The 12,175-nt window shown below is 43.3% G+C and carries 10 protein-coding genes, 1 other RNA gene and 1 pseudogene; 8 read left to right on the top strand and 4 right to left on the bottom strand.

Translation table 11 applies throughout. The annotated features are described in order from the left end of the window. Positions 1–308: 308 nt before the first annotated feature. The 8 genes from larE to JOD02_RS07605 all read left to right on the top strand — a co-directional run bounded on the left by larE (position 309) and on the right by JOD02_RS07605 (position 8,727). Positions 309–1,160: an ATP-dependent sacrificial sulfur transferase LarE gene (gene larE, locus JOD02_RS07640; RefSeq protein WP_204488406.1), complete on the top strand. Its 852-nt coding sequence runs from the start codon at positions 309–311 to the stop codon at positions 1,158–1,160. Beyond that, the gene (locus JOD02_RS07635; protein WP_204488396.1) at positions 1,153–1,530 is read left to right on the top strand and encodes a RidA family protein; all 378 of its coding nucleotides are present in this window, start codon (positions 1,153–1,155) and stop codon (positions 1,528–1,530) included. Before larE ends, JOD02_RS07635 begins: the two co-directional genes overlap by 8 nt. 21 nt (positions 1,531–1,551) lie before the next feature. Then, positions 1,552–2,703: a trans-sulfuration enzyme family protein gene (locus JOD02_RS07630; protein WP_204488392.1), complete on the top strand. Its 1,152-nt coding sequence runs from the start codon at positions 1,552–1,554 to the stop codon at positions 2,701–2,703. Positions 2,704–2,798: 95 nt separating this feature from the next. Next, complete coding sequence (locus JOD02_RS07625) at positions 2,799–3,932, top strand: trans-sulfuration enzyme family protein (protein ID WP_204488388.1); 1,134 nt, start codon at positions 2,799–2,801, stop codon at positions 3,930–3,932. Positions 3,933–4,136: 204 nt separating this feature from the next. Then, positions 4,137–6,146, top strand: coding sequence for an anaerobic carbon-monoxide dehydrogenase catalytic subunit (gene cooS, locus JOD02_RS07620; RefSeq protein ID WP_204488385.1), 2,010 nt, complete (start codon positions 4,137–4,139; stop codon positions 6,144–6,146). 55 nt (positions 6,147–6,201) lie between these two features. Continuing rightward, positions 6,202–7,170, top strand: coding sequence for an ABC transporter substrate-binding protein (locus JOD02_RS07615; protein ID WP_204488383.1), 969 nt, complete (start codon positions 6,202–6,204; stop codon positions 7,168–7,170). A 7-nt stretch (positions 7,171–7,177) separates the two neighbouring features. Next, a complete protein-coding gene (locus JOD02_RS07610) occupies positions 7,178–7,948 on the top strand; it encodes an ABC transporter permease (protein ID WP_204488381.1) in 771 nt (256 codons plus the stop codon). A gap of 5 nt (positions 7,949–7,953) precedes the next feature. Further along, the gene (locus JOD02_RS07605; RefSeq protein ID WP_204488378.1) at positions 7,954–8,727 is read left to right on the top strand and encodes an ABC transporter ATP-binding protein; all 774 of its coding nucleotides are present in this window, start codon (positions 7,954–7,956) and stop codon (positions 8,725–8,727) included. Positions 8,728–9,067: 340 nt separating this feature from the next. Here JOD02_RS07605 and JOD02_RS07600 read toward each other — a convergent pair. The 4 genes and pseudogenes from JOD02_RS07600 to smpB all read right to left on the bottom strand — a co-directional run. Further along, positions 9,068–9,238: pseudogene (locus tag JOD02_RS07600) on the bottom strand (P-II family nitrogen regulator); the annotation flags it as partial. 26 nt (positions 9,239–9,264) lie between these two features. Further along, positions 9,265–10,638, bottom strand: coding sequence for a sodium-dependent transporter (locus JOD02_RS07595; protein WP_204488375.1), 1,374 nt, complete (start codon positions 10,636–10,638; stop codon positions 9,265–9,267). Positions 10,639–11,247: 609 nt separating this feature from the next. Further along, positions 11,248–11,605: a transfer-messenger RNA gene (gene ssrA / locus JOD02_RS07590) on the bottom strand. A gap of 51 nt (positions 11,606–11,656) precedes the next feature. Beyond that, positions 11,657–12,124: an SsrA-binding protein SmpB gene (gene smpB / locus JOD02_RS07585; RefSeq protein WP_204488373.1), complete on the bottom strand. Its 468-nt coding sequence runs from the start codon at positions 12,122–12,124 to the stop codon at positions 11,657–11,659. Between the last annotated feature and the right edge of the window lie 51 nt (positions 12,125–12,175).

Here is a 12,175-nt window from a genome sequence, read left to right as displayed (position 1 = left end):
TTTTGTGAAATAGTCTCGTCTCACAGACTTTTTGTCAATTCTCAAATCCCCAAAAGAAAGCTTTTGCTGCTGTCACAAGTTATTGACAAATAACACGGCTGTGATTATTATATTACTCATATAGGATTACTTAAAAAATATTCGTTGCCAAAGAAAGCCGTATAAAACTTTAGTAGGTAGTAGCAGGAGAATAAGAATGTAATAGAGAAAAAAGAGGTTTCACCGAGAAAACAAAACTGGTTTAACAAAAATCATCCTCAGCATATAAGCTTTTAATATTGAGTAAGTGATGAAGAGGAGGTAAAATAATGCCTACTGATACACATGTCAATGAGGCACATGCCAAGTTGGAAGCATTGAAAGATTTGCTCAAATCGATGGAAAGCGTGGTCATCGCCTTTTCAGGAGGAGTGGACTCGTCTTTCCTGGTAAAAGTAGCCCACGACGTTCTGGGAGATAAGGTATTGGCCATAACAGCCAGGTCCTCAATGTATCCCGAAAGGGAATTCAACGAAGCGGTGCAGTTTGCAGCCGAACATGGGATCCCGCACAGGGTAATAGTGTCGGAAGAGCTTGAGGTGGAAGGCTTTTGTGACAACCCTTTAAACAGGTGCTACTTATGTAAACATGAGTTATTTCAAAAGATCAAGAAGATTGCAGAGGAAGAAGGCTTCAAGTTTGTAGCCGAAGGCTCAAATTACGATGACCTCACCGGGGACTACCGCCCCGGCCTTCAGGCGGTATCAGAGCTGGAAGTGGTAAGCCCCTTAAGGGAAGTCAAGCTCACTAAAGAAGAGATCAGGATGCTGTCAAAAGAGATGGGCCTTGCAACCTGGAACAAACCCTCTTTTGCCTGCCTGGCATCAAGATTCCCTTACGGAGAGAAGATAACGAAGGAAAAGCTGGAAATGGTGGACAAAGCAGAGCAGTTCCTTATAGACCTGGGCTTTAAGCAGGTCCGCGTAAGATATCACGGCAGCGTAGCCAGAATCGAGACAGATGAAAACGGATTTGACAAATTCCTGGATAGGCGGATGAGGGAAGCCATATACTCAAAGCTGAAGGAGCTGGGCTTTTTATACGTTGCCCTTGACCTTAAGGGATACAGAACAGGGAGCATGAACGAAGGTTTTTTTAAAAGGGGTGAGGCAAATGCATAAGGCCGTGCATACCGATAAAGCTCCCACTGCTATAGGGCCATATTCTCAGGCTATAGACACAGGGACTTTGATTTATACATCAGGCCAGATCCCCATAGACCCTTCAACCGGCCAGGTGATAAGTGGCAGGATCAAAGAGCAAACCGCTCAGGCGCTGGAAAATCTAAAGAACGTGCTTGAAGCGGCAGGGAGCGGCATGGATAAGGTCATAAAGACCACCGTATTTCTGAAGGACCTCAGCGATTTCTCGGCCATGAATGAGGTTTATGCAAAGTATTTTTCTGAGCCGTATCCTGCCAGGTCGTGCGTTGAAGTAAACAGGCTGCCCAAAGATGTACTGATAGAGATTGAAGCCGTTGCGCTAAAGTAAAAAAAGGAGCGATGACGTTTCATGGGAATATCCAAGCAATTAAAACTTGAAACCAAAGTGGTACATGGATATAAGGGTTGTGACCAGTACACCGGTGCGGTAAGCTTTCCGATATACCAGAGCGCTACCTTTAAGCACCCGGGGCTAAATCAAACAACGGGGTACGATTACTCCAGGGTTCAAAACCCAACAAGGGAGGAGCTTGAAAATACCATTGCAAACCTTGAAAATGGAAAATACGGCTTTGCATTTTCAAGCGGTATGGCCGCCATTTCAACAGTGCTTTCTTTATTTGAGCCAGGCCAGCACATCATCGTTTCAGATGACCTTTATGGCGGTACATACAGGCTGTTTGAAGAAATCTACAGGCGATACGGCATTGAATTCACTTATGTAAATACCAGCCGCATCCATGAAGTCGAACAGGCTATAAGAAATACCACAGCAGCAATATTTATTGAAACGCCTTCCAATCCCATGATGAAGGTCACCGATATTGCCCTTACAGCCGCCCTTGCAAAATCAAGAAAAATACTGACCATCGTGGATAATACCTTTCTTACCCCATATTTTCAAAGGCCTCTCGAACTGGGAGCCGATATCGTAATCCACAGCGGGACAAAATACCTCGGAGGCCACAACGATACCTTAGCCGGGTTTATAGTTGCAAACGACGACGAGATAGCCGAAAGGATAAAACTGATACAGAAATCCGAAGGAGCGGTTTTGGCTCCTTTCGATAGCTGGTTGATCCTCCGGGGAATTAAAACGTTGGCAGTAAGGCTTGAAAGACAGCAGGAAAATGCACTAGCTATCGCTAAATGGCTGCAAAACCATAAAAAGGTTGAAAAGGTGTATTATGTGGGGCTCAGCGATCATGAAGGCTACGAGATCTCCAGGAGGCAGGCTTCAGGTTTTGGCGCGATGATATCATTTTCAGTCAAGAACGCAGCACTTGTAGAACAGGTCCTTAAAAGGGTACAGGTAATCATGTTTGCCGAAAGCCTTGGAGGTGTAGAAAGCCTCATAACCTATCCTATTGTACAGACGCACTCAGCTATACCCGAAGAAATGAGAAGGCGAATTGGCGTTACAGATAAACTTCTTAGGCTGTCTGTAGGGATTGAGGCGGTCGAAGACCTTATATCCGATCTAGAACAGGCGCTGGACTAAGAACTGGAATGAATTTTGATTGCCAGCCTCGCCATATGCAGGTAAACGATATTCTCCTACAATCAAGCTAATAATCAGGGACAGGTGATATTTATATGAGATTCGCAACAAAATTAATTCATAACGGAAATGAAATGGATAAAAATACGGGAGCGCTCAGCATACCAATATACCAGGTTTCAACCTACCACCTGAGAGACATCGACCAACCACAGGAATACGAATACTCCCGCTCGGGCAATCCAACCAGAAAGGCCCTTGAAGAAACCATAGCCATACTGGAGGGAGGCGATAAAGGCTTTGCCTTTGCTTCCGGAATGGCCGCAATATCCTCGGTACTCTCGATTTTTTCGTCGGGTGATCATATTATAGTGAGCCAGGACGTGTACGGCGGAACCCACCGGATCCTTACATCCTTCTTTGCACGCTATCACCTCTCCGCCAGCTTTGTTGATACAACAGATATCGATGTCGTAAAGGAAAGCATTACCCCTAATACCAGGGCAATTTATGTTGAAACGCCTTCAAATCCGCTGCTCAAAATAACTGATTTAAGGAATATAGTTAAAATTGCCAGAGAGCATAACCTTATCACCATTATCGACAACACCTTTATGTCGCCCTATCTGCAAAGGCCTATAGAACTTGGGTTTGACATTGTAATTCACAGCGCTACAAAGTTTATCGGCGGACACAGCGACGTGATTGGAGGCCTGGTAGTGGTCAAAGGCGCTGAATTGAGCCAAAAGATATATGCAGTGCAAAATAACTTTGGTGCAATTCTCGGCCCTCAGGACAGCTGGCTACTTTTAAGGGGGTTGAAAACGCTTAAGGTCAGACTCGATTATCAGCAACATAGCGCGCAAAAGCTGGCAGAATATCTGCAGAAGAATAAAAATGTAAAACAGGTATACTATCCAGGGCTTCAAAATCACGAGGGCAGAGATATTCATTACAGCCAGGCGGATGGAGCAGGAGCTGTGCTCTCCTTTAAAACCATCGATGCCGAAAAAGCGAAAAGTTTTATGAAAAAAATAAAATTAGCCGCCGTGGCTGCAAGCCTCGGCGGCGTTGAAACCATCGTATCCTATCCGGTTAAAATGTCGCATGCCGCCATACCCAAATCAGAAAGAGAAAGGCTGGGGATAACAGACGATTTAATAAGAGTATCGGTGGGGCTTGAAGACATCGATGATTTAATTGAAGATTTCGAAAGAGCATTATGCTGATTCTTGAAACCCCTAACTAAAGGCTTACCTTAACTCAAGGTAAGCCTTTTTTATGAGTTTTTACAATTGGTGGTATTATTCATACATATTTATACTATTCATATAGGAATTATTTAAAATAATCGTTGACAGCCACCGCGTTTTTAAATAAAATTAAATAGTACTAATCATATAGGAATAGTATTATTTGCAGGAGGGTTGGAAATGAACTCGCACCATCCGTACCACTATCATCATACACACCTCGGCCATAAAGAGCGGGTTTACTACCATCATGTTGAAAACTTTAACGACTATATCCAGGCAGTAGAGGAATATAAAAAAAGCTTCCCTTCAAAAAGCGATGTACTGAAATACACCCCCGATCCGGCAGTCAGAGAAATGCTTCTACATATGGAAAAGGCCGGATGCGAAACATGTTTTGACCGCTTTGACAGACAAAAACCTCACTGCTCTTTCGGCATAGCAGGTGTATGCTGCAGAAACTGCAATATGGGCCCATGCAGGATCACTAAAAAAAGCCCCAAAGGAGTATGCGGCGCAGACGCCGACCTCATTGTGGCCAGAAATCTTTTGCGCTGGGTTGCAGCAGGAGTGGCAGCTCACGGAGCAAGGGGCCGCGAAATAATGCTGGCTTTAAAAGCTGCCGCTCAGGGGCTTCTAGATATGCCCATTGCAGGAGCTGATAAGTTGAAAAAGTCGGCCCTACAGCTTGGAATCAATACAGAGGGAAAAACCTTGGAAGAAATAGCTTCTGAGGTAGCCGATATTCTCATCGAAGATTTATGTAGAGCGGTCCCTGGCAAACATAAAACCTTGCACGCCTTTGCACCGAAAGAAAGAATAAGGGTATGGGAGGAGCTTGATATTCTCCCCATCGGAGCCTATCACGAGGTGTTTGAAGCTCTTCACAGAACAAGCACGGGGACCGATGGAGATTGGGAAAATGTCATGAAGCAGTTCTTAAGGTGTGGGCTTGCATTTGCCTGGACCAGCGTACTTGGTTCCTCCATCGCCATGGACAGCCTTTTTGGCATACCACAAAGAAGGACAGTAAGAGCGAATTTAGGAGCCTTGAAAGAAGGGTACGTCAATATTGCCGTCCACGGACACTCTCCATTATTGGTGAGCGAAATCGTAAAACAGGGAAGAAGCCCGGAGTTTGTGAACCTTGCAAAGCAAAAAGGTGCTTTGGGCATTCAATTTTACGGCATATGCTGTTCAGGACTTTCCGCAATGTATCGTTACGGCGGAGTCATTCCGCTATCAAATGCCATTGGCGTAGAGCTGGTGCTTGGCACAGGCGCTATTGACCTGTGGGTAGCAGATGTTCAGGATGTATATCCTTCCATAATGGAAGTGGCGAAATGCTTTAAAACAACTGTGGTGACAACCAGCGATTCTGCAAGGCTACCGGGAGCCGAGCATTACGGATACGACCACATACATTCGAATCTGAGCGAGACCAAAGCGCTCGCAAGGAAAATCATAAAAAGAGCTATTGACAGCTTTGCATCGAGGAGGAATGTTCCTGTTTTCATACCCCAATATGAAGTAGAAGCTGAAGTAGGCTTTTCATTGGAGTATGCCATCAGCCATTTTGGAAGCATAGAAGTAATAGCTGATGCCCTGAGAGACGGCAAGATCGCGGGAATTGTAAATCTCGTGGGTTGCAACAACCCAAGAGTGATTTATGAAAAGGCGATTACAGACATCGCATCGATCTTAATACAAAACAACATCCTCGTTCTGACAAACGGCTGTGCTTCATTCCCTTTGCTGAAATTGGGCTTTTGCAATAAATCCGCCCTTAGCATGACCGGGAGTGAACTAAGAGAGTTTCTCCAACCGGATCTCCCTCCGGTCTGGCATATGGGTGAGTGCCTTGACAACGCGAGAGCATCTGCGTTTTTCAGAGCACTGGCCGATGCCTTGGGTAAAGATATAAAAGATATGCCTTTTGCCTTTGCAAGCCCAGAATGGTCCAATGAAAAAGGAGTCGGGGCAGCTTTGGGGTTCAGGCTCCTCGGAATCAACTCCTATCATTCGGTTTATCCACCGGTGCAGGGTTCCGAAAAGGTGATGAAATTCCTATTTGAGGATACGCAAAAGACTCTGGGCTCGGTTATGGTTGTGGAAGTAGACCACGAAAAGCTTGCTGAAAGAATAGTGTCAGATATAAAAAACAAGCGAAAAGCCTTGGGATGGGAATAAAAATCATTACAACAATCATAGACAAATCGAAAGTAAATATTGGAGGGAAATATTAATGAAAGAAAAATTTATTCCAATCACCTTTATCCTTATATTAGCGCTTTTGATACTCAACCTGGCGGGCTGCAAATCAACATATGAGACAAATACACAGGCAGAGACAAAAACGATAAAGATAGCATATATTCCAATTACGCATGCAGTCCCGCTGTATATAGAAAATGAACTATTAAAACAAAACCCACAGGATATAAAGCTTGAACTCGTTAAGTTTAGCTCATGGCCTGAGGTTATAGAAGCTTTAAATGCGGGTAAAGTGGATGGCGCCTCCATATTGATTCAGCTTGCAATGAAAGCCCGAGAACAGGGAATTGACTTAAAAGCCGTTGCTTTAGGCCACAGAGACGGAAACGTTGTTGTGACATCAAAAGATATAAGCAGCGTTGCCCAATTAAAAGGGAAGACATTTGCAATTCCCCATCGGCTTTCTACCCACAATATTTTGCTGTATATTATGCTAAAGAACAATGGGCTTTCATACAATGACATAAACGTAATAGAACTCTCCCCGCCAGAAATGCCCGCAGCTCTGTCGGAAGGAAGGATATACGGCTATTCAGTTGCAGAACCCTTTGGAGCTGTGTCGGTTGCCAACGGTAAAGGAAAGGTATTGTTTGACTCTCAAAACCTGTGGGGGAATTCCGTTTGCTGCGCTCTTGTGCTGAGAAATGATTTCATTCAAAACAATAGATCTATCGCAGAAAAATTTGTACAGGAGTATGTAAATGCAGCCCATAAAGCAGATTCAAAAGACCGCGCTACATTGGATATCCTAACAAAATACTTAAGAACCGACTCACGCGTTCTTGAGCTATCGCTCAAATGGATTTCTTATAAAAATTTAAAACTTGAGGAAAAGGATTACAATGACCTTTCAAAATACCTTGTTGAAATGAGGCTTATAGAAAATCCTCCTCGATACAGTGATTTTGTAGACAATACACTAATAGATAATGCGAAGTGATGCTGTTATGGGGAAAATAGTAAAAGTTTTAAAAGTTATCTCAAGTTTGGCTTTATTCGTTGGAATATGGGAGCTGATAGTGCTTACAGGAAGATATGAACCATCCCTCCTTCCCTCCCCTGTAAAAGTGCTAGAAGGAATGGGAGAACTGGTAAAAGACGGGACCCTTATTACCCACTTTAAAGTCAGCCTGTCAAGATTTATAACGGGATATGCTATGGCTATAATTACAGGAATCAGCCTTGGACTTGTCTTAGGCTACAATAAAAAAGTATGGGAATTCGTAGAGCCCGTTGTGCAATTATTAAGACCTGTGTCTCCCATTGCCTGGTTTCCTTTTATCGTTCTTTGGTTTGGTATAGGCGATGTTCCTGCAATCATTATCATTTTCATTGCCGGGTTCTTCCCTACCCTTCTTTCCACCGTTTCCGGAGTTAGAAAGGTAGATCCTGTTTATTTGAATGTTGCAAACAATTTTGGCATCCGGCAGCCACACTTGCTTTTTAAAATCATACTTCCCGCCGCCTTCCCAATGATTGCCAACGGGCTGCACATAGCGCTGGGTACAGCGTGGGTTTTCCTGGTTGCTGGAGAAATGGTAGGAGCGCAATCCGGCTTAGGATACCTGATAATAGATTCAAGGAATTCCTTAAGATCGGATCTGGTTTTGGCAGGCATAATTTTTATTGGCATATCAGGGCTCGTTTTGGATCGGCTGATAAAACTCCTGGAAGGCTATATCGAAAGGCAATGGGGAGTTTCAGAGGGGAGGAGGTAACTAATATGTACATTTCTATCGAGAAAGTATCAAAAGCTTTTACGTTGAAAGATAAAAGCACCTTGACAGTGCTTGATAAAGTTGACTTGTATATAAAAGAAGGGGAATTTATATGCCTTCTTGGCCCCAGCGGTTGTGGAAAATCCACCCTTCTAAACCTGATAGCGGGATTTGATACACCGTCTACCGGCACCATCAAGATAGACGGAGATACCGTTACACAGCCCTCTATTGATCGCATAGTTATATTTCAAAATTATGGATTACTGCCGTGGAGAAATGTAATAAAAAATGTGGAACTTGGCCTCGAAGCTAAAAAACTGAAAAGAAAAGAGCGCCGTCAAATAGCGGAGGAATATATTAAGCTCGTGGGGTTATCGGATTACAAAATGCATCATCCGCCACAGCTGTCTGGAGGAATGCAGCAGAGAGTTGCGCTGGCAAGGGCCTTAGCAGTTGAACCCAAGATTTTGCTCATGGATGAACCTTTTGGGGCATTGGATGCCATGACCCGTATGCACATGCAGGATGAAATAGAGAGGATATGGCAGGAAAAGAAAAAGACAATTATATTTGTAACACATGATATTGAAGAAGCTGTCTTTCTAGCCGATAGAATCGTCATCATGACACCCTCTCCCGGAAGGGTTAAAACCATTATTGAAGTACCATTGCCAAGAAAAAGAGACAGAACAAGCCTTGATTTTCTTAAAATCAAGGACAAAGTATTTACGGAGTTCAATCTCAAACCAGCTGAAACAATTGAGTATTATTTGTGATTGTACTTCCTGCCTCCTCCTTTGTAAAACTTAAGAAAAGGCATGGGAATGGCTGACAATAGTTTAAAGCTTAGTGAATTGTCAGATATTTTGGAGAAACATAAGGGTGAAGCATGCTTTGCTCATTCTTATTCGTCATAGGAGAGAGCCAGCAATGAAAGATAAAACAATATAATGAGCGATTTATACCTAAAGGTAAAGCGATAAAAGGTATACCATTGCCAGAGATCAAAAACATAGAAAGGCGGATGAATGAATGCCCAGCCTCCATATAAATGCATATAAATAAATGAGTCGGGCATAGCTTTCTTATGCCCGACTTTTTTATTACACGAGGTACTTAAATGGCATCTTTGCCCTCCTCGCCAGTACGAATGCGAATGACACGTTCCACATCATAGACAAAGATTTTACCTTCGCCCATTTCGCTACCGGTTCTCGCACTGGCTATAATCGCCCGAATTAATGGGTCGACATCACTATCATTTACCACGATATCCACAGAAATTTTTTGATACGTCCAAAGCTATTACCTTTTTACTTGCCGAACACATTAATATATCCCTGAATAAGTACCACTATGATAATAGCAGGCAATATCCAGGTTAAATATCCTTTTAGCATACGGGGCATTTTCAGGCCCTCACCTGTATTGACTTCCTTTAGGTAATTGTCAAATCCCCATCCGTAGCGGGTAACGCAGAAAAGCACGTAAACCAGTGAACCCAAAGGAAGCAGATTATAGCTAAGTATAAAATCCTCAAGGTCCAGTATACCGGTACCCTCTCCTAAAGGCTGAATCCAGCTGAGAACATTGAAGCCTAAAACACACGGCATGGAAAGTACAATAATTAAAAACATATTAATTATAGATGCTTTCTTTCGGCTCCAGCCCCAGAGATCGACTCCAAAGGAAATAATGTTTTCAAACACGGCAATAACCGTAGAATACGCAGCAAATGACATAAAGATAAAAAATAGTGAACCCCAGATTCTCCCACCGGCCATTGAATTAAAAATATTGGGCAGCGTTACAAACACAAGACCTGGGCCTTGACCTGGGTCAACATTAAAAGCAAAGCAGGCCGGGAAAATAATAAGCCCTGCAATTAGCGAAACTGCAGTGTCCAGCATGGCGATATGAATGGACTCGCCAAGAAGGCTGCGTTCTTTCTCAATGTAGCTTCCAAATATGGCCAGAGAACCAATTCCTATGCTCAAGGTAAAAAACGCCTGGCTCATAGCTGCAAATACTACTTCCCAGATACCATATTCTTTTATACGATTAACATCGGGCATTAGATAGAACCTTAAACCTTCGCTTGCATTTGGAAGCGTCATGGATTTAACCGCAAGTACCACGATGATAGCCAGCAGCAATACCATCATGACCTTGGTAACCTTTTCGACTCCCTCTTGCAAACCAAGTGAACATATCCCAAAACAAATCACGGTTGTTATAACCATCCATATAGTCATTTCTACCGGATTTGCTATAAAATCTGTAAACACTTGACCAATCTGCTGAGTATCAAGCCCCTCAAATTGGCCTACCATAAACTTGTAGAAATAAGCCAGCATCCAGCCTGCGATGGTGGTATAAAACATCATAAGTATGTAATTCCCGGCTACACCAGCATAACCCATCCAATGCCATTTTTGGCCTTTTTTCTCCAGAACGTTAAATGAAGTAGCAATACTTTTTTGACTAGCACGTCCTACTGCAAGCTCCATTGTGATGACAGGCAAACCAAGCAAAAAAATGAATATCAGATAGACTAGAACAAATATTCCTCCGCCATATTGCCCTGTGATATAAGGGAAACGCCAAACATCACCCAATCCAATCGCACACCCCGCAGAGATCAAAATAAAACCTAAACGGGAAGCAAATCTCTCTCTTTTTTCCATTTCTCAATCTCCTCACAATTATAAAAATCAATCCACAACATTGAAAATGAACGGTTTACCCTTCAGGTCCGTTCATTCAATATGCACTAATACGCATTAGATTATATTACATTTTCTGCCCAATATCAACAAAACATTTTCAGCTACAGCTGTGAGGAGTAAATTTTTTAATAATTCCATGGTATCTTGTCACCGTCGGTGTATAATTGACCCAGGAGTAATGAAAAGGAATTGACCCACCCCCTGGCGAATTATCCTTTTGATTAATCTCTTACAAAAAATTAGAGGGAAATAAATGCTAGGGAGTGGATCTATTAACACGAATTAAAAGCAAAGGACAAGAATATTTGTGCAATCGCTAAAGAAACGTGATAATGCAAAAACAAGCAATGCTTTTTGCCCATAGACCAAAAATATAAAAATATATTTTTAAAACAGCTTTGAAAAATTGAATTTGCCGTAAAAACTTCATTTGCAGAACGTTCATTTTATAAAGCAACGCTTATAATATATGCAATTTTTCGCTTACTGTCAATTTTGCCTCAGAATCGCATGATAATATAAAAAGGGCTGCACCTTAGGTTACCCCATCAGCAGCCCTTATCTTTATGGTGGAGGCGAGGGGAATCGAACCCCTGTCCGAAGATGCTTCGGCGAAAGCATCTCCGAGCGCAGTCAGTGTTTTGGCATTCCCTTCACCGGGCTCCCACTGACAGGATCCCGGTGTCGGTAGCTTCATTGAAGTCCGGCCTGCCCCGAAGCAAAGGCAGGTTCGTTCCCCACTGAGTCGGCGCCCAGCACCTGTAGCGTGGGCACTACAGGGTGGACGTTAGCTGCTTCCTTACGCAGCTAAGGCTAATTGTGCATCGTCTGCACTTATTTTTTCTCCAGGTTGTTGACGCGGTCCCGGAGTCCGCGGCTCGCTTCTTTCGCCTCAACTATCCCCGTCGAAACCCAGTACGCCCCCACGTTATATCTTGTCTATATGAATGCACCATTAGGTGCATTTTTAAGCACGCTACATCTTCTGGCGCTGGCGGAAGGCCCTTTCTATTTCCCTTTGAGCATCGCGCTTGGCAATGCTCTGGCGCTTATCGTAACTCTTTTTACCTTTGGCCACCGCCAGCTCTATCTTCACCCATCCCCTCTTTAAATAAACCTTAAGTGGAACCAGGGTATAGCCCTTTTGCTGCACATAACCCGTCAGCTTGTTAATTTCCCTGCGGTGAAGAAGCAGCTTGCGTGTCCTCAAAGGGTCACGGTTAAATATATTTCCCTTTTCGTAAGGGCTTATGTGCATGTTATAGAGGAAAACTTCTCCATCTTTGATGACAGCATAGCTGTCTTTTATGTTTACATTACCCTGGCGTACCGACTTGACTTCAGTACCCGCAAGCACAATCCCTGCTTCGTAAGTTTCCTCAATGAAGTAGTCGTGCCTTGCCTTCTTATTCTGCGCTATTATCTTTATACCCTCATCTGCCATTCAATAAACACCTACTATCGACAAAATAACCCTACTTGAACTGATCAAGCA

This window comes from Caldicoprobacter guelmensis, assembly GCF_016908415.1.
GTDB classification, from domain to species: domain Bacteria; phylum Bacillota; class Clostridia; order Caldicoprobacterales; family Caldicoprobacteraceae; genus Caldicoprobacter; species Caldicoprobacter guelmensis.
This window is presented reverse-complemented; position numbering and strand designations above follow the sequence as displayed.

What these genes read in the sequence shown, in the direction of transcription:
- larE (WP_204488406.1), top strand. Translation starts at nt 309, where the DNA reads ATGCCTACTGATACACATGTCAATGAGGCACATGCCAAGTTGGAAGCA.
- JOD02_RS07635 (WP_204488396.1), top strand. Translation starts at nt 1,153, where the DNA reads ATGCATAAGGCCGTGCATACCGATAAAGCTCCCACTGCTATAGGGCCA.
- JOD02_RS07630 (WP_204488392.1), top strand. Translation starts at nt 1,552, where the DNA reads ATGGGAATATCCAAGCAATTAAAACTTGAAACCAAAGTGGTACATGGA.
- JOD02_RS07625 (WP_204488388.1), top strand. Translation starts at nt 2,799, where the DNA reads ATGAGATTCGCAACAAAATTAATTCATAACGGAAATGAAATGGATAAA.
- cooS (WP_204488385.1), top strand. Translation starts at nt 4,137, where the DNA reads ATGAACTCGCACCATCCGTACCACTATCATCATACACACCTCGGCCAT.
- JOD02_RS07615 (WP_204488383.1), top strand. Translation starts at nt 6,202, where the DNA reads ATGAAAGAAAAATTTATTCCAATCACCTTTATCCTTATATTAGCGCTT.
- JOD02_RS07610 (WP_204488381.1), top strand. Translation starts at nt 7,178, where the DNA reads ATGGGGAAAATAGTAAAAGTTTTAAAAGTTATCTCAAGTTTGGCTTTA.
- JOD02_RS07605 (WP_204488378.1), top strand. Translation starts at nt 7,954, where the DNA reads ATGTACATTTCTATCGAGAAAGTATCAAAAGCTTTTACGTTGAAAGAT.
- JOD02_RS07595 (WP_204488375.1), bottom strand. Translation starts at nt 10,638, where the DNA reads ATGGAAAAAAGAGAGAGATTTGCTTCCCGTTTAGGTTTTATTTTGATC.
- smpB (WP_204488373.1), bottom strand. Translation starts at nt 12,124, where the DNA reads ATGGCAGATGAGGGTATAAAGATAATAGCGCAGAATAAGAAGGCAAGG.